The 23,161-nt window shown below is 41.5% G+C and carries 18 protein-coding genes; 16 read left to right on the plus strand and 2 right to left on the minus strand.

Annotation, left to right across the window (positions count from 1 at the left end; genetic code table 11):
• The first annotated feature begins 9 nt into the window (after window positions 1-9).
• From TOL2_RS21330 to TOL2_RS21395, 16 genes are all read left to right on the plus strand, one after another.
• Window positions 10-3,126, plus strand: coding sequence for a hypothetical protein (locus tag TOL2_RS21330; RefSeq protein ID WP_014959351.1), 3,117 nt, complete (start codon window positions 10-12; stop codon window positions 3,124-3,126).
• Between the two features lie 137 nt (window positions 3,127-3,263).
• Window positions 3,264-3,815: a hypothetical protein gene (locus tag TOL2_RS21335; RefSeq protein ID WP_014959352.1), complete on the plus strand. Its 552-nt coding sequence runs from the start codon at window positions 3,264-3,266 to the stop codon at window positions 3,813-3,815.
• A 134-nt stretch (window positions 3,816-3,949) separates the two neighbouring features.
• Complete coding sequence (locus tag TOL2_RS21340) at window positions 3,950-5,968, plus strand: transglutaminase-like domain-containing protein (protein ID WP_014959353.1); 2,019 nt, start codon at window positions 3,950-3,952, stop codon at window positions 5,966-5,968.
• Between the two features lie 143 nt (window positions 5,969-6,111).
• The gene (locus tag TOL2_RS25045; protein ID WP_158406155.1) at window positions 6,112-6,264 is read left to right on the plus strand and encodes a hypothetical protein; all 153 of its coding nucleotides are present in this window, start codon (window positions 6,112-6,114) and stop codon (window positions 6,262-6,264) included.
• Window positions 6,265-6,316: 52 nt separating this feature from the next.
• Window positions 6,317-7,012 carry a hypothetical protein gene (locus tag TOL2_RS21345; protein WP_014959354.1) on the plus strand — a complete coding sequence of 232 codons (696 nt, stop codon included), beginning with the start codon at window positions 6,317-6,319 and terminating at the stop codon, window positions 7,010-7,012.
• A 43-nt stretch (window positions 7,013-7,055) separates the two neighbouring features.
• Window positions 7,056-7,181 (plus strand): hypothetical protein, encoded by a 126-nt coding sequence (locus tag TOL2_RS25850; protein ID WP_269764186.1) that lies wholly within the window; start codon window positions 7,056-7,058, stop codon window positions 7,179-7,181.
• An 81-nt stretch (window positions 7,182-7,262) separates the two neighbouring features.
• Window positions 7,263-8,237: a hypothetical protein gene (locus TOL2_RS21350; protein WP_014959355.1), complete on the plus strand. Its 975-nt coding sequence runs from the start codon at window positions 7,263-7,265 to the stop codon at window positions 8,235-8,237.
• 66 nt (window positions 8,238-8,303) lie between these two features.
• A complete protein-coding gene (locus tag TOL2_RS21355) occupies window positions 8,304-9,455 on the plus strand; it encodes a hypothetical protein (RefSeq protein WP_014959356.1) in 1,152 nt (383 codons plus the stop codon).
• Between the two features lie 209 nt (window positions 9,456-9,664).
• On the plus strand, window positions 9,665-10,621 hold the full coding sequence (locus TOL2_RS21360) for a hypothetical protein (RefSeq protein WP_041279671.1): 957 nt from the start codon (window positions 9,665-9,667) through the stop codon (window positions 10,619-10,621).
• Window positions 10,618-11,778 carry a hypothetical protein gene (locus TOL2_RS21365; RefSeq protein WP_014959358.1) on the plus strand — a complete coding sequence of 387 codons (1,161 nt, stop codon included), beginning with the start codon at window positions 10,618-10,620 and terminating at the stop codon, window positions 11,776-11,778. The genes TOL2_RS21360 and TOL2_RS21365 overlap by 4 nt, the downstream gene beginning before the upstream one ends.
• Before the next feature lie 1,437 nt (window positions 11,779-13,215).
• Window positions 13,216-16,590 (plus strand): tetratricopeptide repeat protein, encoded by a 3,375-nt coding sequence (locus tag TOL2_RS21370; protein WP_158406157.1) that lies wholly within the window; start codon window positions 13,216-13,218, stop codon window positions 16,588-16,590.
• 119 nt (window positions 16,591-16,709) lie between these two features.
• Window positions 16,710-16,928: a hypothetical protein gene (locus TOL2_RS21375; protein ID WP_014959360.1), complete on the plus strand. Its 219-nt coding sequence runs from the start codon at window positions 16,710-16,712 to the stop codon at window positions 16,926-16,928.
• Window positions 16,929-17,330: 402 nt separating this feature from the next.
• Complete coding sequence (locus TOL2_RS21380; RefSeq protein ID WP_014959361.1) at window positions 17,331-18,464, plus strand: double-cubane-cluster-containing anaerobic reductase; 1,134 nt, start codon at window positions 17,331-17,333, stop codon at window positions 18,462-18,464.
• A 39-nt stretch (window positions 18,465-18,503) separates the two neighbouring features.
• Window positions 18,504-19,634 carry a CmpA/NrtA family ABC transporter substrate-binding protein gene (locus TOL2_RS21385; RefSeq protein WP_014959362.1) on the plus strand — a complete coding sequence of 377 codons (1,131 nt, stop codon included), beginning with the start codon at window positions 18,504-18,506 and terminating at the stop codon, window positions 19,632-19,634.
• 4 nt (window positions 19,635-19,638) lie between these two features.
• Entirely contained in the window at window positions 19,639-20,544 is a 906-nt protein-coding gene (locus TOL2_RS21390) for an ABC transporter permease (protein WP_014959363.1), read from the plus strand.
• On the plus strand, window positions 20,541-21,323 hold the full coding sequence (locus TOL2_RS21395) for an ABC transporter ATP-binding protein (protein WP_014959364.1): 783 nt from the start codon (window positions 20,541-20,543) through the stop codon (window positions 21,321-21,323). Before TOL2_RS21390 ends, TOL2_RS21395 begins: the two co-directional genes overlap by 4 nt.
• A 470-nt stretch (window positions 21,324-21,793) precedes the next feature.
• Here the strand turns inward: TOL2_RS21395 and TOL2_RS21400 are convergent, their stop codons facing one another.
• Entirely contained in the window at window positions 21,794-22,294 is a 501-nt protein-coding gene (locus TOL2_RS21400; protein WP_083863822.1) for a TrmH family RNA methyltransferase, read from the minus strand.
• A complete protein-coding gene (gene truA, locus TOL2_RS21405; RefSeq protein WP_014959365.1) occupies window positions 22,294-23,109 on the minus strand; it encodes a tRNA pseudouridine(38-40) synthase TruA in 816 nt (271 codons plus the stop codon). The genes TOL2_RS21400 and truA overlap by 1 nt, the downstream gene beginning before the upstream one ends.
• Window positions 23,110-23,161: the final 52 nt, after the last annotated feature.

Consider the following 23,161-nt stretch of genomic DNA (forward strand, 5'->3'; position numbering starts at 1 on the left):
GAACTTGAGATGCCAGAAAGTATAGTTGACGAAAATATTACTGAACTTGCCAACCGATTTAACAATTGTGAATATGAAGTCATCCCGAAATTTCTGGAAAGATTACAAAAACCGGAGGCTCCTCTCATCGAATTAGGAATTGACATTGAAACCTTCGCCAGAACCATTGCTCTTCATTGGCCATCCGCCACCAATTCTGCAGCCACTGCCGCAGATGAAATTCCTCCCGACGTGTTTTATGATTACGGCGTCGCCATGGAAATCGAAGAATATTATTTAAATTACCGGCACGCGCATTTTAAAGCTCACCTCTTGGCAGCTGAAATTACTAAAGCTAAAACACCAGATGAAAGTTTGAAACGGATAAAAGTTGCTGAAAACTTTATCAAATTACTGGAAACCCAGACTACTCCGATTGTACTACCATCAATTGAGGCAATTCAACATCATATTTGGGACCGCTCCCGAGCCACTTCAAAAAAAGGCAGTATCCGCTGTGCCCTATATATGACCGATAAAAATTGCCAAAATTCGGGACAGGCCGGTTCGCTCGAAATTGGACTTTTTAAAGGATCAGGACGTATTTATCCATCACTCCAAATCAGCCACAGAGTACGAACCCCTGACTTTCAGCTTGCCGAAAAAATGGCAGCAGTGGCAGCGGGTCTCCCCGGCTACCTCGATGCGGTATGGACCCTTCGCTTTGACAAAGAAGAAACCATAGACTCATCCATACCGCTCCAGGGGCCTAGCCTAGGGTTGCCGCTGGCAATCGTCTTAAAGGGACTGCTCTCTAATCAATTCCCCTGCGAAAAAATCGAACAATCCTTTGCCACAGGAGCCGTGGTCGATGCCGACGGCACACTTGCTCCCGTGGGAGCTGTCAATGCTAAAATTAAAAGTCTTCTTCAAGAAGTGAAAGTGGACTATCTTCTCACCGCCGCCGGACAGGATGACGCTTTGCTCAAGCAATTGAAAGTGCGTTTATTCTCTGCCGAAACTCTTGACGAGCTGTTTGATAAACTATCTGATCGCGTAAAAGCCCTGTCCACACTTTCTGGGGGTAATCGATTTGCCTGGATGAGAGACCTGAACTCACCATTTTTCCAGAAACAGCACATCCCCGTTTCCAGTTTTATTCCCCTTGATATCATTGATGACGGCGAGCAAATTCAGGCAGGCAATGTATCCGGCCGTTACGCATACTGGATGGAGCAGGACCATACATGCCTATGCGGAACTCCGGCTTCCGGAAAAACCACCTTGTTGCTCTATTTTATGAACCAGATGAGCAATCGGCAAGGCATTACACCTGTCTATATGGACCTCGCCAATCCATTACTATATGATGTCCTTGCTTACGACGACTCGTTTACCTCTCATACACTCACCCAGATCGTTCTAACCGCCTGCAACAGTTCAGGTCTGGTAGCTGCTGAAACCATCGAACAATTAATTACCCATGGCCGTTTACTGCTGATTTTTGATCACCTGGAAAAGCTCTCTTTCGCCCGTAGAAAAGCTATTTTGGATTATCTGGAAAAGAATTTCAGCATACGGTCACTTATAGTAACCGACACCTTTCCCGTACGTTTAAAAATATCTGAATGGAAGGCCATAGAAATTCTTCCACTGGACAAAGAACCCAATCGAATCAACCAGTGGTTTCAGCAGCGACACCTTTCCCCTGACCAATGCAAAGATGCCTATAGGTGGTTCTTTGAATGCTATAAGGAAATAAAATACCCCATTACTTTTACATCCTCAGCTGAAGAAAATTATTTTCAAGAGTTGAAACAAAAAGACCCTTCAGATTTAGACGATATTGGCAAAATAAATCGAGAATGGTTCCATGAATATGGTGGTCAAGCACAGTGCATCTTGACCCCCCTCTTTATAGATGCCTTAGCTGCAAATTTCGCGCGGTACCACCCGATGCCGCCCGCACCTAACTTCCCCGGAGTCCCAAGCAATACCCGCTCATATCCGGGGGCTATTGAATTGATGTGCAGATATTTTGAACTCTCTTACGACAATTCTGAACGCCGCGACCTGCAAGCCAGGGCCATGGCTTCCATCGCCTGGCATTCCATTACCGAACAAAAATATCGTTTTACAAGGGAAGACATTCAAAGGTGGGCAGAAAAAATGGTTTATCCTTCAGACCCGATGATCACAAAGGCAATGGCTAAAGAATACGATATTTCAGTACAACAGGTTGATAGTTTGTTACCTCAAATTATTAAGGAGGTATTGTTTAAAGCCGGTCCCATAGAAGAACAGCTATCCATATTTTTCGATACTTTGCCAGGAGGACGATTTTCTTTCCGCATTCCTATTACCAAAATATATCTCGCACAGGATCATGTTCGGTACAGCGGCCGTTCCCTTTTCCCACAGGTCAAAAAAGGACAACAACGTGAACAGCTGCAGTCTTCTGAAAAAATCAAGACTACCGGCAAACAGAGATCTGACATATCCCTTTTTCCACCTGATGTCAATATCATCAACAGTATCTATCATATTGGTACTGCAGTTCTTGCCATCCAAATTACACTTGTTGCATTGGGCTATGGAGTACGACTTTTGCTCCTGGAACATACAAATACAGCTCCGGCAGAAGCTATAGTAGCGGCTACAGTATTAATAGGATTAACCTCTATCTTCCATCTGCAAACGCTGATTAAAAAATGGGAAACCGGCAATTGGGGTAGCTTTGCTACTGAAGTATATCCAGCCATGGGAAAATTTACAATGTTGGGTCTGATAACGGCTTTAAGTTTTTTGGGCTCCATCTTGTGTGCCCGATTAAGCATCGGTATGGGCATTATTTTTTCAGCTGTATGTTTCATGGCATTGTACTCTAACATTCTTCGTTGGACTCGCTTAGGGCAAATCCCGGTACCCTGGATTAATATCTCCTTTCATACGCATTTTTTCATTCTTTTCATCACCTGGATGATTGTATGTGCGGAACATTTTTTTCCAACATTAACCTCCTGGTATTCGGGAGACGCATCATTTTTTAGAATATTATTTTATGAAATCAAAATAATTCTGCCTGTTGTTTTCGTTTTATTTCTGCAGTGCGCACAATTAGCTTCCAACTCCAGAATAAAATCATAACAAATTGCTGTGATTAGACACCCTTAAGCATGCTGTAAGGAATAAGAGGTCCCCCTAATAAAAAAAAGAGGTCCAAGCTTAGCAAGCCCTGAAGTTAAGGTTGGCGCATCAAGATCAAAAAGGAAAAGGAGATTGGAATGAAGATATTCAAAGAGATGATTAAAAGAGAAATAGTTCGTGGTATGGTTGTTGCTGTATTGGTCGTTGTGCTGGTTGGTGTTGATTCTCAGCGGTTATCGGCCAACCCGTTTGGATCATTTGTGAAAGCTGTTTTTGTCGGTGGGCAGATATTGAAACTCAAAGATGTGGCGCAGCAGATCCCAGCTATGGAAGAGGCTCGGCAAATAGAAACGGACAAGTTGTGGCAAGCATCCATTGAAGAATTTATGGTGCAGCATAATGGAAAGAACCGGATTTTGGACACTCATGAATTTTTTATTCTTAAAAAACGGATCTCTTCAAAAGGAGATGAGCTGCCCGGGCTTTATTCTTCCGTCGGAGCGTATGCAACGCTTCCCAAGGGAGAAGTCGCTGAGTTGATGACGCCCGGATTCACATACCAGGAGGCGTGGCATATTGATCGTGGAAATTATCCGGAGCAGGGGAAGTCTATGAAATCAGCAATGCCATTGCTGCAGCTTGATAGGAAGGCTGTTTATTTTAAAGATGGATATCTTTTCTCAAAATAGTTTGAGATGAATCATGCAAACGGCCATGCCACGGTAACCTGTGACATAAAGTCCATAATAAAACCATGTAAGAACCTATTCAGATTTTTTTGATTGATAAGAAATGTTGAATCTGAAATCAAGAAGGAAATGCTATGAAAAAAGAACTGAATTTTAAAATAACTATATTAATCATGCTGGCTGTGTTTTGCGGCTATCATCATTCATATGCAAAAACTGGTGCTACGCCTTTTGAAACACATTTTTCAGGCTGGAAATTGGGTTATGATAATATGATTCTTTTCAAAGAGGCTTTCAAAATGAAAAATGATTATAACGAGTATAGCCTATGTTCATCAAAATTACCTGGGTTAATAACCAATTATATATTTAAAGAATGGAATTTCTCATGGAAAAATAAGGAGTACACTTTTTTAGATTCGAATGCTTTTATCAAATTGGGCCGTTTAGATGCGACAATTGTATGTATAAACAAAAGTTATTCTATCGCGGACAAGGAAACCGGACGAACGATTTTAGAAGCTGTGTTAAATGATAATTTAGATGGAACAAAATCACAATTTTTAATCGCAATAAACGGTAAAGGGGTTATTGTTGAGGGCCTGGATAGAGGGAAAAGGATTAATAAAAATTTCAAAGAGTTAAAACTCCCATATAATTTGAATGAAGGAATATTGGATGGACTTGAGGGCGAAACAATACTTAAATGGTCTGAGTTTGATACTGACTCTTTGACTATTGAAAAAAAACGGGCACAAGCTGTGAAAAGAAAAGATAATACTTTTAAAATAAGCATGCTCGACAACTCAGGCATTGAGATGATCTATGATGCCAATTCAGATAGAATGATAAGAGTCTCTTCCCCTCAAATGGATATGAATATTTGCCAGATTGAGACAGCTCTTCTCGAAAGAAGTAAAGAACTTAAGGAATTAGTATCCATAGAGGTTACTACAGACTGCTGGCTTCCCCCTGAAGATGATCTCCAGGGATTAAAGGCCAGATTAATTTTTAAAAACAAAACAGGCAAACAAATTATAATTGAACAAAATAAAAGACAAAGTATAGAAAAAGTACCTGGTAAACCCCATGAAATAGTGGTTTCTGTTCATGCAGAAAAAGAGCCTTCTTTTGAGGAGATCAATCAAATCAATTTGATTGATTATACAAAAGAAATGCATCGATTCCTTAAACCTGAAAATACCATTCAGTCTAATGAAAGTGAAATCCGAAAAACTGCAGATGAAATTATTGGGCATGAAAAGAATCCTTATTATCAGTCAAAGCTGCTTGCCCAATGGGTTCATAAAAATATTAAAAGTACATATGATGTTCTTGATGGCAATGCACTTGAAACATTGAAAACAAGGCGCGGCGATTGCAGTGAAAATGCAAAGCTGTTCGTAGCGTTGGCCAGATCAATAGGAATTCCATCGAGATTAGTCTCTGGATGGAAGGGAGGAATAACAGGCTTTGGGGGGCACGAATGGTCAGAAGTTTACCTGGGAAAGTGGATTGAAATTGACCCAAGTACCGGGGAACTATCCTCAGGTATATATATAAGGGACTACGTATCTGAAGAATTCGATACTTATAGGAAGCTTGAGCAAATTAAAATCGAACAGCTATTTTATAAAAACAAAATGGTTACGATAGATAAAACAAGGCCGTATTCGATTCTTAATACAAAAAATTATTATAACCGTTTCTTTGGTATTGCCTTTAAAATCCCAGAAAATACAGTATCTGTTAATTCAAAATCCATTGATTCTCTGTTAACACTTTTAATTAAGAAAGCTACCCCACTGAAGGCAATAACTCTTAGTGTTACATCCTCAGTTGGCAGTTTTGAAAGCGAGCTAAATAACTATGCAGAAAATCATTCGTTTTATGGTTCAAAGTACACTGATTTTTCAAGCTTTGTGTATAACGACAAAAAAGTCGTTGTATACGAGTTGTTGGTTAAAGAATCCAATCAGAAATTCATAGGCTATTATATCCCGCTAAAGGATAATTTAGGATTGATTTTTACCTGCCTTGGAGAAGATATTAAAAAGAAGTTCTGGTCCAAATTACCTCCTTATATCGCTACTATGGTTTCCTCTTTGCAAATAACGAGTCCCGATATTGGAAAAGAAATAGTTATCAATTAGTGCCTTACTCCTGAAAATATGTCCGGTTAGATTTGGGAATTGAAATAATACGGATTGTTTTGAATGATTGCCACATATTTTGATTTATAAGATTAAAAAATTCGTTTTTATGAATTGTATTTATCTACAAACAGGGAAAAATAATGACAGACTCTAAATACATTTACCAGGCCATAGGCGATATCTATAACTCATGCTTTCCCGCCCTCAAATCATGGTATTCGGAAAATGGTTTAATTTTAACCGAACAGATAGTAATCCACCATCCCGAAGTTAAAAAAGAAATGATAGCTTAGAACCCCCTGAAGGAATCTGTATCTATTGAACAGAAACGAAAGGAGAAATGTTATGACGTATGCATATGTAAAAAAGGTCGAATTTTCACAATCAAATGTTTTGGATGGCTTTTCGATGGTGGGTCTGGCAGTATCATTGTTGTTTGCCAGCCCTTTTTTGATGCTGGGGGGCGCAGCTATTATGTGGGTTGTGGGCCTGTTTTCACAAGATTTCGCTTCGGCTTTGTGGTGTATAGAATATATCTCAGTTTTCACAGGCATTGGCGGTTCTATTTTAGGATTTGCCTTCTCCTTTTTGATCAGTCTTTTCTGCCTGTTGTCGCTTTCTGTAATTTTGTTATTACCAATGCTTATAATCGGACGATTGATCTGGACAATGTTCAACCGGAATTCTTTTTCTTTTTGGAGTGGAAACTATCCTGTGCCATGGTGGATATTTTTGATACTTGTTTCCCTGGGTTGCATATCACTGCTGTTATGGGGAAGTGGACAGGCGGAAGACATTTTCAAGTGGAGCGTTACGGTCGGGATCTATTTGTATCCATGGTTGAAATTGGGTGTTCATTGGATGTTACGTGTGTTGGTTTATGGGTTACCGCTGGTTTTTGTAGTTGTAATAGGTTGGGTAGCTATTGCTAAAGTGATTCTAAAACTCAAACTAACAATGAAAAAACTAATAGATAAATATATATTAAAAGGTTTGATAAAAAACCGTGATTCAGTCGATTTCGATAAAAAAATTGAATAGAATCAAAATAAAATTTAACGGCTGGTTAAAAAGGAGAGTGGTTATGTCATTTTTAGAGAAGGTGTACACATTTTTTGGCGGAAAATCTAATTCGGATGTTACCAATGGTTCCGAAGCTGTGCCGACTCATACAGTGGGATATCAATCAGGTCATTATAATGGCGGGTAGAAATCAATATTTTTGGAGAATCGCTCTACACTCATTGAAAGCAGTGATCCCACAGCTCGTTTAGAGGCGTTGCAAAATCTTATGACGCTGGATATATCGAACATAGACATGCGAAATCAGGTTGTTGATGAGTATATTGAAACCCTTAAAAACGACTGGATGGGAGAGGTTGCTTTAGCAGCCGGGCTGGCTCTGGCCTTTAATCAATCTCAACACAATTACATAAAAAAGCATATTCGTTCTCTGTTCCTCCAAATGAAAAACCGCATGAGAAATACTGGACGTAACCTTCAGACTGCGGCTTGTTATCCGCTTTTGTTTATGGAAGATCGTGAGTTTTTCGAGTCAATCAGTGCTGATGATTTCAGACCAAATGTACCGCCCCGAATAGATGAATTGCTGGAGGCGGATCTCATTGGTGACATGCAAAAGTCATTGGAGATGGCGGTTTATTATGAGGGCATTGATGATGGTGTGTCCGGCACGCTATTTCAAAAAGTTCTGCAGATGTTTCCGAAGCTTTCGACCAAGTTTGAAGTTCCTCCTGTAGAGCCGGTGGATTCAATGAATGCAATGATTGATAGCCTCAAGAATTGTTTTCGTACGGAACTGGAAAACATTGAGTTAAATCCTGAATATTCTGATGAGCTAAAATCAATATTCAAAAAGTTCCGCCGCCCTGGTGCGATTGATATGTTGTTTAAAGATGTTATTCCAAAGGTTGAATTGGCTTTGCAGGATTCTAAGCCTCATAATTGTGTCGTCGGGTTGACGGATCATCCGGTGCAAATGTTTCTTGATGTTCGCCCGGGAATAAATTTGAACACTTTGGGCAAAGCATGGCAGGCCCAAACCGGACATTCTTATGTAGAGTCTATTCCAGGGCTTTTGCTCAATGCTGAGCAGAATGGTCTGCGCCACGTATTGCATCTTTTCTTCTGTTTTGATGAAAATCAATCAGGCGTGGCAATAGCATTCCTTCCTCCGATGGAAGATGTGCCAAGGATCGGCAGTCTGATTCCGTATAGTATGCATCCACTGAATGATCACGCTTAAGCTTGTCTAACCGGCTGACAGTAATGGAAAATATTATTATGAATAAAGCATTAAAAGGAGATGAAAATGAAAACTGTATTCCACCGGAGATCACAAAGTGCCCTGAAAAGGGCAGTAATTCAAGGGTTTATACTGCTGCTGTTTATCTGTTCCTCAGCTGCAGCGTTTGCCGGAACCTTCAGGTACGATGGTAAATCTTATGAGGAAACAACTTCATCCGATGTGTTCATCAAAAAATATCTGGCTGGAGAACCGGCTGCGGCCACGTTCACCACGACAACTTTTCAGCAGGTCATGCAGAGTTTGATCAGCACCTGCAGGGAGAAGCAGCTTGAACCCTCAAATGTATTTCAGCCTTCCCGCTGGCATTGCACGAGCTGCAGTTATATCCTCCCCGCATTATTTCCCATGAAGATCCTTGCTCCCCATATGCAGGGTATGGGCTACGGTGCAACGGTAAACGAGGTGAACACTTTTGCCCGGACAGGAATGTGTCCGAAGTGCAGCAGCTCCACTTTCTGTGTTCTAACCGAGACAAATCCGAATGTGCTGAAATCGGAAACAGCTCAAGGGGCGGATGAGGTCGGTATAACGGCCAGGGACTTGCAGAACATGAAGGATTATTATCGGCTGCTGGCCATGGGATGGTGGAAAAATCGTCAAGGCAGTAAAGTCTGTGACAAATGCAACGGCAGTGTGGAGCATGGCGAGGGGTATATCTATGGAGACTGGGATGGAAAACACATCACTGCTCACAGGCTGCTTTGTGATAAATGTATCGACAGTTACGTTGGTCCAGATCTTCTGCCGAAATTGCAAAAGAACCCCAATCACTGCGGTTACGGTAAGATTGAGAAAGCCCGTCTCTATGCCGAACTCTTTAATCCCACACCAAAGGATATGAGAAAAAATGGTGTTCCGGTTTCATTCCGTACTCTTTGCCGTGAGCGCTATCAGCGTCTCCTAGGGGACCGCCAAAACGTTGACCTGCTGTCCGGCGACAAAATTAGACCGGGGAATGGATACATGATCACCGGAGGCGACTACAAGAACAGCCTTCGTGTAATTGATATGTATGTCGCTCACTATACCAAGGGCGGACGAATGACTCGGGAACAGGCCTTGGCAAAGATAGAAGGCATGCGTATCAATAATATGTTTCACTATAAAAATCTGGCAATTTCTGGAGAAAACATTCATCTGTTTGAACCTAGATAACAGCAATTTTTCCAGGTTGGTCGGGCCGGAATCTGCAGTTTATCCGTAATTGATGTCGGGCCCGGTCAGCCCTGAATAACTGCCACGGGCAGACCTGGTCTTTCGCTCAGATTTGCCCACAACAAAACATGAAAGTCACTGTTTGGATTTTTGAAGACTTTCATATAAAAGACCCGGAAAATCAAGATGGAAATCCAAAGGAGAATACTATGATCAAACTTATTAGCACAGTGGCTGTATGTACGGTATTTCTTGTGACTTCAGCTCATGCCATGCAATTTAGAGACAAACTGGCAGATGCAGAAAGGACATTTAATGCCATCCAAGATAATTCTGTTGAATCCATTCAGAAAAAAGTTAAGCAGCTCAATATCATGGCAACAAACATAATGGATTTACGTGAATTTGGCGAGAAGGAATTCAGCGAAAATGATGAAGCAAAAACAGTCTTACCATATTTAAAAAATCTGGCATCCTCCATTATCACCCAGATAAAAGCGGGCTCAATGAGCAAAAGGGTTTCTGTGGCACTATACTCACTTGGGCGCCTTGGTTTTAATCCAAACCTTCTTTTTGTAAACAAAACCGTATCAATAGTTATTCCTGAAGCAGCAGGGATAAAGCTGGATGAATTAATGATAAAAATCAGTTTCAAACATTCCTTGCCAACAAAATTAACCACATGGCCAAAGGCTGGACCAGGTGGATCAGGTGCTGGTCCACTTCCACCGGTATTGATTGAAACCAGTGCTAGAACGCTTATGAGTATCGGTCTTTTTGGAAAACTACTGGAAGTCTTGGAAGATGCCCAACTCCAGATGGATTATGCCCGGCAAAATGAACAAGATTCCCCTATGATTGTATTGCACAACCAACCAAACTGCCTTGCTGCCAATATCATCAAAATAGAATCAAAAGTATATGCAATCACAATTTTTCAAAAGAAAAAAGACGAAGACACATGGGGAGAACTGGTTCCGTACCTGGAATTTCAAAAAGTTGGAGGAGGAAGCACACCACCTGATCCTATATTTCCTGTTGAATTAGACTTCAATGATGAAGATAAAGATAAAAAATATTACATAAATTTTTTCATGCAAAACTATAAAGCCTCAATTTTTGTTGCCAATGGATTAAAAGCTATGTCTATAGGAACATTAAAATGATTCAAAAAATCTCGCTTCCCATCTTGGCTGTTCATACTTTTGTCGTTTTATTCTGTCTTCTGGGTTCACTGAAGGCAGAAACCATAAAGGAACAATACAGTTCAATAGAAAAGGAAATGAATGAGTCAGAAAATTATGCATCAGCACTGATTTCCCTTCAGGCTCTTCTGGATCACAAAGAGTGCATTGGTATAACCAGAATAAATTGTCTGGATGTTGTAATTGACGCAGCTAAAAGGTCAGGGAATGCAGATCTTGTAGAAAAAAGTGCCAGAGAACAGATTAAATTATGTCCGACGCTCTTACCTAAAGACAAGAAATATGCATATATCATCAACGATGCCTACACAGATATTGCGGATGCTGCATTTTTTAGGAAAGACTATCAATATGCATTAAACGTACTATATGAAGCAGAAAAAGCAGACCCACCACCAAACGAATATAGACGGAAAGACATTAACCGAAAAAAAGCCGGAAGTCATTTTATTCTGGCCTGCAGGAAGATGGATGCAGGAGATCAGGCTGGAGCAACGTCTGAACTTAAAACGGCAAAGGATTTACTTGCCAAAGAATTAACATACTCAAGTGATGAACGCTTCCGTAACACATTATATTCATTTCTAAAAAACATGCCTCATTGGGGATTTCCACTACGTTCTGACTTTAAGCGGTATACCAAACCGGAAGTTTTTTCTGCTGTCAACGGCAAGCTGCCGGAATCCGAAAAGAGTAATTTCCGATACCCTTTTGAAGTTGATGATGAAATGTGTGATTGGGCCACAAAACATCTTTCGGAAATAAAAGGTCCACGAGAGAAAGCCCAATACCTTTTTTTTCTATGCAAAGAACCATGGGGATTGAAGCTTCGGTACTTAGATGATTTCTATCATTATAAGGATGATGTTTCATGGACAGCAAGAACTTCAAAAGAGGTTTTTTATGAGCATCACTCAGGCGCAGTAAAATGTGGCAACAAAAAGAACTCTTCGTATTATAAAAACAGCAGAACTGGCGATTGCGCGTCCCAGGCAAGATTATATACAGCACTTGCAAGATCAGCAGGACTTGATGTTGCCATGGTACGAATCTATCAGGATATCGAAGGAAAAACGCGGAAAGAACATCGGGGAGCAGGTGTTATCATTGATGGATGAGTTCTGCTTGCCGATCTGACCTTCAATACAACTTCAATTGGCGTTACCTATAAACATATCCGGGTATTGGACGATCTGGAAGCTGCAAGCTTCATGTTTCCATGGAAACTTTCTGTTGAGGCATTTGAACTGGCACCTTTTAACGATGTTGCCAGGATTAACTGTGCAAGTATTTACACCAGCAAAGGATTCTACAAAAAGGCCTTAGGATTTCTTGAAGATATGCCTGAGGCAGGAAGGTATTATGGCAACTACTGGGTAAAAAGAATTGAGCTTATTAATCATATTTATGGCCCGAAAAAAGCATTGGATTTATTCAAAGAGTCAGAAAAATATGTCATGACATCAGATCGATTGGAAAATCTGAAAGGGAAACTTTATGCCAAACTCGGCAATGATGACATGGCTCTTAAACACCTTAAGACTGCTGTAAAAATTGATGAAATCCACAAAGTGGAAACATGCAGGCTCATCTCAAAGTTATTGGCCAAAAAAAAAGACTACTCCCAGGCAGGCGATTATTTGAAAAAAATTGTATCTATGAAAACCTTGATCAAAGGGCATGAAGTCAAAGGCTATCTGGAAGCTGCAAAGATGTATGAAAAAGGGCAGTACTTTGAGAAAGCTTTTGAATGTATTGTCCAGGGACTCAACAATTTAAAGGATGCCGACTACCATGAAAAAAAACAGAATTACAAAACGCTCTGCAAAAAACTCTTATCACTGACTGAAATGGGCAATCCCAATCCATACCTTTTACGGATACGCCTAAACCAAGTTCGAAAATATTTCAAATATCATGAAAAACATGTACCAGGTCTTCATCTTGCTGAAGCAAACCTTCTTTTTGCACTGAATCGCAACAAAAAGGCTGAAAAATCAGTCTATCAAGCGATTCAACATCCATTGGCAGATGCAATAATCATAAAGCAATCAATTGAAACTCTTTTAAAATCAGGTTCAAAATCCCAGCTGTCTGAAATAATAAACAAACTTACAGAATCATCAAAAAAGCTGGATCAGAATCAGTGGAATCAAATCGGCAGGACTTTTCTTGAACTCAAAGATGTAAATGCACTGGATCAATGGGGTATCAAATTATCTGACCCAAAACTGTTATTAGACTGTGCAGAATTCCTTTGGGAAAACAAAAAACGCACATTGGCTGTTTTCTTTGCGGAAAAAAGTTTGGAGGCTCAATCTTTATCTACAGAAGACATTGCTGCCTATGTAAATTTCTTTAGGACAAAGATTGAACTGAAACACAAACATGTTTTCAAAGGTCTTCTGGCATTCACAAGAAAACAGGATTCAAAAACACAGATAGAAATCTACAAAACCATTGGTGACACCCTTTTTTTATCAAGTGACTGCTCTGAAGCGGCTGGTTATTATGAAACAGCCCTTGGACTTGCAAACAAAAAAGAACAACAGGAATTGCTTTATGCTGCTGGAAAAGCCGAACTTGCTGCTGGTAACAAAACTGCAGCAAAAAAAATGTTCCTGAAAATAACCGATCAATCTACTGTGCTGGAAGCAATCCAAAAATGCCTTACTTATGATATGTATGAACTGGCATATGAGTTGGCAGAACCCGTATTGGCATCTTATGACTGGCCAATAGATTTCATTAGTGTACTGGTATATACCGCAAAGCTTGCAGAAAAACTGGATATCATTATACCGGCAATGAAAACACGAATCGAAACACTGGATAAAAAAAATCAGTTCCAGTGGTGGTTTGACTTGGCTTATAACCTTCCTGAATCAAAACTTATCATGCGTGAAGAATTATACAAAAAATGTTTGACTTTTTCTCTTTCCAAAGATCAACTTTACCGGATCTACAACAATCTTGGCTCACTAATGAATTCGTCGGGAGAGTACACGGACGCGGAAACCTGGTATCGAAAAGCAATGAAAACTTGTCCTACCAAGTCAAAACCCTGCACCAATCTGATTAAAGTCTTGCATCGGCAGAACAAGCACAATGAAATACGAACTGTTTATGCCAGATTAATGGAGTGTGACAATGTGAACAATGTTTACATCCGGGATGCAGTGAAGTGGCATTATCGTCAAGGTCTTCTCAACGACTTTATCATCTTAATGACCGAAAAGCTTAAGTGGCAAAAACAAGGGGCAAGTGGCATTCTTTTAACAGTGGAGTATTCAACATGGTTGCCAGAGAAGGAACAAGAAGAGCTGTTGGAACTGGTCATAAACTCTGCTCCGACAAAGAAAGATCATGTAAAGGCCCTGCAGATTAAGGGCAATCTGCTTTTTAAACAGGCAGATTATGCAAAAGCAGAAACATGTTATCAACAGGCCTATGAGCTTGATCCGGAAAACGAGGAAACTGGAAGAGTACTAATCAATTTTTATACGAACGTCAAAAATTGGAAACTGGCAGATCAAGTGATCATTTCGCTTGAAGAGAAATTTCCAAAAGCCCGGGGGCTTATCAGAACCAGCCTTAACTCCTGGAAAGCCCGGGATAACCTTACCCAAGGATACAGAAATCTTCATAAGCGTTTGGAAAACATTGCCGATCCAAAGGTCCGTGGAGCAATAATCAGCGCAAGCTTGTCTATTGCAATATCAGAAAAACTTTTTTTTGAAGCAGAAAAACTTCTTGATTTAGCCAAAAAAGAAGAACGGCCTTCATTTTTACAGACTGATTATCATAGAAAACGATGTGAACTCCTTCTTAAGAAGGGGAAATTTCATGAAGCTGCTTTGTTAATGGCAGAGTATCTTAAGAAAGAAAAAGATGAGACAAGCCTTATGTTGCTTATGAAAATTTTATTAAAAGATGTAGGCAATCTCCCAAAAGCACTGAAATGGACAGAGAAAGCTTTAATAGGTGACGTGGGATATTGCTATTTTGATCAAATTTTTGATTTATGGAAGACAGATCCAATTAATTGGAGGATATTCACAGGCCTGCTAAAATCTCTTTCAAGTAAGGTTAGGACAACAGATCTTCTCGATCTAGCTGGAACCTGCAAAAGCAAGGGGCTGTTGCAAATTTGTCGGATCTTATGCAAAGAATACGAAAAACGAAATCCTCTTCCTTTTTTAGAACACAACGAAAGAACCTTAGCAGGCTACTGGCTGGACATTGGTGATATAGACAAAGCAAACTACTACTACCAAAGCATTTTCAAAAGAAATAGATTCGAACTGCGTGATAGAACAAACCTGATCAATATTCTGCTGAAACAAAATAAGGTTGATGAAGCCAAAAGGCTATTGACAGAGCAACTGCCTGCAATAAACGGAGTAAACCTGTTGTCGATCCAAGCACTGGCTGAAACCTGTGCTGAAAATGGTAAATTCATTGAATTTGCAGATATATTAGAAGAACTGGCAAGTTTCCCTATTGACTCAGTTGATATTTTTTATTCTCTAACCACCATAGCAGAAAACAGCAACTGCTTGGAACTGGCATTGCAGTGGTATGAAAAAGCATCAAGATACTGCCCAGGTGATAAAATTCAGCAAGCAAATATTGCCATTAATTCCGCATACCTTCACTCCCGCCTCTATCGACAAAAGGAAGCATATAAAATACTTAAGACAATATGGAAAGCCCAACCAGAGAACACCTTTGTTGGAAGACATTATGCACTGATTCTGCTTTCATGGGGAGAAATTGACAAAGCAGGTAAAATTGTTCAGGATATGCTCCAGACAGCGCCGACTGATCCATATGTCCTTAACACACTTGGACATCTGGAGCTTCATTCCGGCAATACAAAACGGGCTTCAGATCTCTTCAAACAGGTACTCAGCAAAGCTATTGATGAAAACTTTCTTATGAATGCAATGTGCATAGCCAGTTCAGTCAAACAGCAACAGCATATTCTCAATCGTGTGGAGCATCAGTACGGCAAGACAACAACCTTTATTACACAACAGACAGTGCATAAATGCCTTCAGGGCAGATACAAGGAAGCTATTGAAGATCTGAAAAAAGTGCAAACAAAAGACGTAAATACTGTTTATTTTATTCAGCTCATTAAGAAACTGGCAAACAAACAAAAAGATAAAAGTTTAATTGAAACGGAACATGAATTACTCCAAAAAGAAGGGGATATAGACTTTTTTCAGGGCGTCCATTTGTATCACTCCGGAAAGTATGATGAAGCATTAGATATTTTCAGCTCAATGGTTGATCATCACCGTTGTCTAATGGGAAAATACAAGTATCTTGGCAGTTGCTTGAATATTCAAGGAAATTATGAAAAAGCTGAAAAGATTGCCCTTGAGTACATCAAAAAAGATTCATCACAATTACCAATTATGCTGAGGATCTGTATAATAAGTCAAATTATGAAAGAAAATTATTCAAATGCAGAAAAATATTTGAGTAAACTGAAAAAATGGGAACCTGGCTTTGAGTCTAAAATTTTAGAAGTAGTTATTCTTGAAAATACCAACCGTAAACAAGAAGCAGAACTCCTTCGAAAACAAATAAAAAAACAAGGAATAAAAATCACCACTAATCTTCTGGAAACTTTATTTTTATGGCCTCCAGCGCTTTGTAAACAATATTTTGGAGAAAATAAGCTTCAAAGAGCTGGTGTGGAGAACAATCACCTGTCAGTAAGCGGCCAAAAAAAGATATGGGGTAATGGCGATGGAGGAAGCATGTGGTGCCGATCAGCAGACCCAGATAAGCTGGATGAGTTTAAAAAACATGTAACTGCGGATGCAGTATTCAAAAAGGTTTTGAACGAACGGACAATAGTGGTAAAACTGGATGATGATGACTCAGAAAGCTTCCCAGTAGGGTTATTAAGCTGAAATCCCCAGGCATGTATTCAATAATCCGGAGATTTCATCCTATAAATCATCCATACCTGACTCTGATTGCGTAATTTTTTTTTATATTAATTGCATCAAGTGCAGTGATAGGGACTTCCATGGAAAATGAAAAAGCAGACTTAAAGTGTTCTATATCCGTAACTCAGCACCATATTGATTTTGAAGCAGTTGTAGACTTAAAGATAGAAGGTCGATCAATTCTTTTGAAATTACCCAATATAGCAAAAACTGGTACTATAATGCGACTGCCTGATGAAGGTCTGAATGGTGGTGACTTATATGTGGAAATCAAGATAATTCAGGGCAACTGGACCTGAATCTGTGGTTTATCCGTAAGTGATGTCAACCTGATCAATTTTGAAAAAAAATCTTGATTATCATGAAGTTGATGTATCAGAAAGGAAAATTGATACGGATTAATTTTTTGGAAAAAGGCTGAGACATCGAACGGTGGATATCAAGCAAGATGTCGCCTTTTTCTAAAGCATTTGGTTAATATTTCCGTATCAGTGGATTGTTTGATCTTCCAGATCAGACAATTTATTACCAGGGGCGGCTCAAGAGCCTTTTCAGCTGTCCAACAGACAATTTTGGCCCCAACATAGAAAATCCCAATTCATTCCAGAAATTCTATTGAAATAAGCGTTTTGACATCTTTGGGCAAGCCCCATATGATTCTGAGCTTAATTAATTCACTTTAATAGACTTAGGATGAACCCATGAATCTTAAACCGTTTCTTGCTTTTTCAGAACTCAGCATTGCAGATCTTGATGCATGGCAGAATCAAGGAGGAAAAACAGCAGGAGTCTACTGCATCTATGCGCCCGATGAACTCATCCGGGCCGCCGGGATCGTCCCTGTAAGCCTGTGCGGCAAAAAGCAGACCCCCATCAAGGATGCGGAAAGAGAACTTCCGGCCAGTTTATGTCCCCTGATCAAATCCAGCTATGGATATGCCGTGACCGACACCTGCCCCTTTTTCAGTTTTTCAGACATCCTCATTGCAGAAACAACCTGTGACGGCAAAAAGAAAATGTACGAACTCATGGGGGAACTCAAACCTTTGCATCTGATGCATCTTCCCCACACTCAGAAAGGAGCCGCCCCCCTGCGATACTGGATGGACAGCCTCAAAGAACTTGAGAATTTCCTGTTTGAATGCTCCGGGGTAAAAGTCACCAAAGAAGGTCTTCATAATCAGATCCGGCAGCAGAATGAAATCCGCAAAGCACTTTGGGACATATCTGTTCTGGCTGCTGACAAACGCTCCCCCCTGACGGCAACGGAGATGCTGGCCATACAGGAGAGCAAAAGCTTTTGTGTACACCCTGAAACATACTTGGCCCAATTGACATCCCTGAAAAGTGATATGGAAGACTTTTTTAATCAGCCGGATCTTCCGGACCAGGACGGAACTCGCATCCTGCTCACTGGATGCCCGGTTGGAAAAGGATCTGACAAGGTCATCAGGATTGCCCAGGACCTTGGTGCCAGGATCGTTTCCATGGAAAACTGCTCCGGGCTCAAGGGCATGACTTTGGCTGTGGATGAAACCGGAGATCCCCATGAGGCAATTGCCCGCAGATACCTTAAGATCCCCTGTTCCTGTATGACCCCCAACCCCAACCGCCCGGAATCCATCAGGGAAATGGCCGACCTTTTCAAAATCGATGCTGTCCTGGATATGACCTGGCTGGGATGTCACACTTACAACGCTGAATCCACCACGCTTCAACGGTTCGTGGAAGACAACCTCCACCTGCATTTCCTGCATATCGAAACCGACTATTCCGAATCCGATGAAGGACAGCTTCGTACCCGGATTGAAGCCTTGATCGAATTATCAGAGTAACAAATAATTTTATTCAATATGATAAAGGAGAGACAAAAAATGAACAACAACAGTGTAAAGAAAATTTGTACAACCATAGCAGCCCTGTTGCTGATTTTTTGGCTGGTAACAGGTGCCGCCCATGCAGCCGAAAAAAAAATCCCCAGCCTGTACCTGGGTTATGTTTTCACCACACACCACACACCACTGATGGTTGCCGCCATAAAAGGGGAAGCCCTTAAAGAATCCGGGGCTTATCTGGCCCCCATGGTTCCCAGGCAAAAGTATAAAATCATGTCTGCTGATGGAACTCCCCTGGCCGTACTCAACTTCATTGTTTCTAAAAGCGGGTCTGAGACATCCACTCTTTTTGCCATGAATCGCCTGGATATCGGCCTTGCATCCAGCACCGCTTTTATGAGCGGTATTGACAGGGGAACCAAAATGAAAATTTTGTGCCCCCTGCATGTGGACGGCATGAGCATGGTTTTTCCTGCAAACAGCAAGATCAAAGGATATGAAGCTGTTTCCGCAGCCATCAAAAATTCCAAAACCCCTTTTAAACTCGGTTATCACTCCCCAACCAGCGCCCCTCGTGTGGTCTTTGAAGGGGCATTGCACAAGGCCGGATACAAAATCACAGGCAATCCCAATGATGTCGATGCCGACATCCTGATGGTGGACCTCAAGTCTACCTCCAACCTTATCCCTGCCCTGCTCAGCAACCAGGTTGACTGCTGGGTGGGGCCTGCACCCCATCCTGCAGTGGCCGAATACAAGCATGTCGGCCACATCGGCCTGGACTCCCGGGATCTGCCCCCTGAGGGCCAGTGGACCGACTTTCCATGCTGTGTTATGGGAGCCGGTGAGCAGATCATTGCAGAAAATCCTGAAGTTGTCCAGGCCATGACCGACCTGCTGACACTGGCCTCTAAATGGAGCAATACCAACAAGGCTGAAGCCGCCAAAATTTCAGCTGACTGGCTCGGTGTTCCACAAAAAGCCGTTGAAAAATCTGCCATCATCTATACCACCAATCCCACTGAGAACTGGATAAAGGGTGAAGGGGTGTTCCTGGATATGCTCAACAGCATGAACAAATTCAAGGGAAAAATGAAGGGCGCAGAAATTGCTGAAGCCTCAGCTATTCTTTATGATTTTTCATTTGTAAAAAAGAGCCTGGCCAGATAAACCCATGTCAACTTCATCCAATGCCCGGATTTTCTTTGGCAGCTTTGGCAGCGCTTTTTTTAGAGTCAAAATAAAGCGGCAAACACTGGCTCTGATGATTCCGGTTCTTGCACCCATACTTTTGGTTTTTTTATGGCTTATACTTGCACCCAGGATCAACAACCAGGTGATCCTGCCAGGCATACGGGAGGTGGGCAGACTCCTGTTCCACCCCGCACAGGATCTGATCGGAATGGGATCACTTGCAGGCAACGTGCTGGTGAGTCTGGTGCGTGTTGTAATGGGGTATGCAATCGCCGCAGTGGTAGCCATCCCCCTGGGGGTGGTCATGGGATACTACGGACTTGTATTCCGGTTTTTCAACGGTTTTTTAAACCTGTTCAGGCCCATCCCCCCCCTGGCATGGGTTCCTTTGGTCATGGCCTGGTTCGGCGTCTCCAGCCTTGCAACCCTTACCGGGGTTGAAACCGGAAAAGCGTTTATCTACCTGAACAACATCAAATTCTCCATGCTGTTCATCATTTTCATCGGTGCATTCTACCCCATTCTCACCTCCACCATCCACGGTGTAAGAAATGTCGGAGCCACCCTCATTGATTCGGCAAGGGTTCTGGGAGCCAGTGAAAACCAGATTTTCATTAAAATCCTGATTCCCGCGGCCATGCCATCCATTATAACCGGGATGCGCATAGGCCTTGGTATTGCATGGATGTGCCTTGTTTCTGCAGAAATGCTGCCGGGTTCACTTTCCGGCATCGGCTATATGATCACCCACGCATTTACCCTTGCCTCAACTGATATTGTCATCGCAGGAATGATCTCAATCGGAGTTGTGGGCGCACTCATGGATATGATTTTCCGCCGCATTGAGCTTAAAAAATTTTCATGGCGCAGGCAGGCGGATTCATGAATGAAAAAAACCGGGAAATCATCGGCATCAAAGGCCTTTCCAAGACGTTTACCACCCAAAAAGGAGACCAGTTCCTTGCCGTGGACAATATCAGCCTGAGGATCTTTAAAAATTCCTTTACCTGTATTGTGGGCCCTTCAGGATGCGGAAAATCAACCGTCCTGCGCATCGCAGCCGGTCTTGAAAAAGCCTCTGCAGGAACGGTTCACTATTGCTGCTCCCCGGTGACGAAACCATGTGGTGAAATAGGGCTTGTATTTCAGGAATATTCCCTTTTCCCCTGGATGACGGTTCTGGACAACGTGGCTGCAGGGCCTGAATTCGCAGGAATTAACAAAAAAAAACGGCACCATGATGCCATGGACTACCTTTGCATGGTCAATATGGAGGAGTTTAAGAACGCATACCCCCACGAGCTTTCCGGAGGAATGCGGCAGAGAGTTGCCATTGCAAGGGCTTTGGCCAATGAGCCTGATGTACTGCTAATGGATGAACCTTTTGGTGCCCTGGACGCCCACACCCGCATCCTGCTCCAGCAAGAACTTTTAAGAGTATGGGAACTGACCCGTAAAACCATCATACTGGTCACTCACAGCGTGGATGAAGCCGTGTTTCTGGCCGATGAAATTCTGGTCATGTCCAGCCGCCCTGGCCATATCCGTAAAATCATCCGGGTGGACATGAAACGCCCCAGGAGCCGGGCTAATCCAACATTCGGAGCCCTGACAGATAATATTCTCCGGGAGCTGGGAAACGGGACGGTTAAACAACTGCCTTAAATCTCACAAAGGCCTGCCGGGTTTATTCTGCAGGAATATCGGTTGTCCATACAAAAACTTCTGGATTTGGAAACTGATATTCTATGTGAATACCATAACGGCATTTTCCAGCACTAAAATTCAGTATAGGGGAATCTTTAAAAGCAAAACCAGCTGTTGTTTTAGATCGAGACTAATTTTCCCTAACCACAAGATATTGTGTCAAGATTTGATTTGGAGATACCAGGACTTTTGGAACGGGATACTATGTGATAAAACGCTTTTAGTTCTGTGGTTTGCTATATATGAAAGAATCTAAGGGCATTGTACAGTTCTTTCATATAAAAAAAACAATAACGCAAAGTGAACTTATCAATGTTTTTAATTACCAGGGTATTAATTGGACCCTTTGGCACTTTGTATCCTAAACTCAAGATTGATAACCATTCTTCTTTAATTTTTTTAGGTATGACGTAAGGTAATGCAAAAATTTATCCTTCTGGAAACTGGCGGCAGTATTCATACAAAGCCATGTTGGCAGCAGAAGCGGCGTTGTAGCTATGGGGCATCCCCCATACGGGAATTTCGATAACTTCATCCAGTAGCTCAAGGATATCATCCTTAATCCCAAGGCGCTCATTACCCACAACTAAAACTGATCGACGCTTAAAAGAGAAGTGATGGATGTTCTGTGAGTTGGATGTTTGTTCTATCCCCACAATAGAGTAACCATCTGCTTTAAGTTTTTTTAGTACTGGGCCTAAGGATCTGTGAGTTGAAACTGTTAGCTCTGAGGTGGCGTCTCTGGCAATTTTACTAATTAATGATGCGTTCCCGCAAATAATCATTTTCTCTACAGCACATGCACTTGCGGTGCGGGCGATCTGAGAAATATTCACGTTGCTCCGCATGGGTACACATGCAATAATCAGCTCACGGGGCTGGATTAAACCTGTTCGAAATTTATGGCGCTGGTGTTCAAATTTTCCCATTATATAGCCTCTGTCTGATCTGTTTTGATAGCATCATCCATGCTCTTTTTATCATAAAACACAGTATCAAGATAAAGGCCTGAAGCGGGAGCTGTACCGGGTGCAGCTTTACGACTCTTTGCCTCTATTATACGGGGAATATCATCGACTTTTGACCTTCCCTCTCCAACCTTAACAAGTGCGCGAACTATATTGCGTACCATTTTATAAAGAAAACCGTCAGCAATAATTGAAAAGCACAGTAAAGAGTCTTTTTCTGTAAGCGTAAGAGAATGAACAGTTCTTACTGATGTTGCCCTTTTATAATTTGGAACTTTGGCAAAGGAAGCAAAGTCTTTAGTCCCTGTAAAATATGAACAGGCTTTATCCATAGCTTTAACATTCAATTTTTCAGGAACATACCAAACTTTTCCATTCATTTCAGATGGCAGCCTGGGGTGGTTCCAGATTTTATAGATGTAACATTTCCCAATTGCGGATTCTCTTGCATGGAAGCTATCAGACATCTTCTTTAAACTGGTGATTTCGATGTTTTTCTCAAGGACACTGTTAAGTTTAAACAAAGCCTCTTTTTCATTGATATCTTTGGGGAGACGAATAGATGCGACTTGTCCTGTTGCATGGGTTCCGCGATCGGTTCGTCCTGATCCTTCAACATTATGGCGCAATCCCAAGCATTTTGTCACAGCATGTTCCAATGCGCCCTGGATCGTAGGCTTGTCTTTATGCCGTTGCCATCCGTAGTAATTCTGCCCATCGTAACGGATATCCATCCTATAATTTGCAAAAGTTATATCATTATTAAAATCTGTCATCAAAAAAACACCTGTTGGGTTGCCTGTGGGCAAATTAAATAATAACGGAACT

Source organism: Desulfobacula toluolica Tol2 (genome assembly GCF_000307105.1).
Taxonomy (GTDB): domain Bacteria; phylum Desulfobacterota; class Desulfobacteria; order Desulfobacterales; family Desulfobacteraceae; genus Desulfobacula; species Desulfobacula toluolica.

What these genes read in the sequence shown, in the direction of transcription:
- TOL2_RS21330 (WP_014959351.1), top strand. Translation starts at nt 10, where the DNA reads ATGCCAGAAAGTATAGTTGACGAAAATATTACTGAACTTGCCAACCGA.
- TOL2_RS21335 (WP_014959352.1), top strand. Translation starts at nt 3,264, where the DNA reads ATGAAGATATTCAAAGAGATGATTAAAAGAGAAATAGTTCGTGGTATG.
- TOL2_RS21340 (WP_014959353.1), top strand. Translation starts at nt 3,950, where the DNA reads ATGAAAAAAGAACTGAATTTTAAAATAACTATATTAATCATGCTGGCT.
- TOL2_RS25045 (WP_158406155.1), top strand. Translation starts at nt 6,112, where the DNA reads ATGACAGACTCTAAATACATTTACCAGGCCATAGGCGATATCTATAAC.
- TOL2_RS21345 (WP_014959354.1), top strand. Translation starts at nt 6,317, where the DNA reads ATGACGTATGCATATGTAAAAAAGGTCGAATTTTCACAATCAAATGTT.
- TOL2_RS25850 (WP_269764186.1), top strand. Translation starts at nt 7,056, where the DNA reads ATGTCATTTTTAGAGAAGGTGTACACATTTTTTGGCGGAAAATCTAAT.
- TOL2_RS21350 (WP_014959355.1), top strand. Translation starts at nt 7,263, where the DNA reads ATGACGCTGGATATATCGAACATAGACATGCGAAATCAGGTTGTTGAT.
- TOL2_RS21355 (WP_014959356.1), top strand. Translation starts at nt 8,304, where the DNA reads ATGAAAACTGTATTCCACCGGAGATCACAAAGTGCCCTGAAAAGGGCA.
- TOL2_RS21360 (WP_041279671.1), top strand. Translation starts at nt 9,665, where the DNA reads ATGATCAAACTTATTAGCACAGTGGCTGTATGTACGGTATTTCTTGTG.
- TOL2_RS21365 (WP_014959358.1), top strand. Translation starts at nt 10,618, where the DNA reads ATGATTCAAAAAATCTCGCTTCCCATCTTGGCTGTTCATACTTTTGTC.
- TOL2_RS21375 (WP_014959360.1), top strand. Translation starts at nt 16,710, where the DNA reads ATGGAAAATGAAAAAGCAGACTTAAAGTGTTCTATATCCGTAACTCAG.
- TOL2_RS21380 (WP_014959361.1), top strand. Translation starts at nt 17,331, where the DNA reads ATGAATCTTAAACCGTTTCTTGCTTTTTCAGAACTCAGCATTGCAGAT.
- TOL2_RS21385 (WP_014959362.1), top strand. Translation starts at nt 18,504, where the DNA reads ATGAACAACAACAGTGTAAAGAAAATTTGTACAACCATAGCAGCCCTG.
- TOL2_RS21390 (WP_014959363.1), top strand. Translation starts at nt 19,639, where the DNA reads ATGTCAACTTCATCCAATGCCCGGATTTTCTTTGGCAGCTTTGGCAGC.
- TOL2_RS21395 (WP_014959364.1), top strand. Translation starts at nt 20,541, where the DNA reads ATGAATGAAAAAAACCGGGAAATCATCGGCATCAAAGGCCTTTCCAAG.
- TOL2_RS21400 (WP_083863822.1), bottom strand. Translation starts at nt 22,294, where the DNA reads ATGGGAAAATTTGAACACCAGCGCCATAAATTTCGAACAGGTTTAATC.
- truA (WP_014959365.1), bottom strand. Translation starts at nt 23,109, where the DNA reads ATGACAGATTTTAATAATGATATAACTTTTGCAAATTATAGGATGGAT.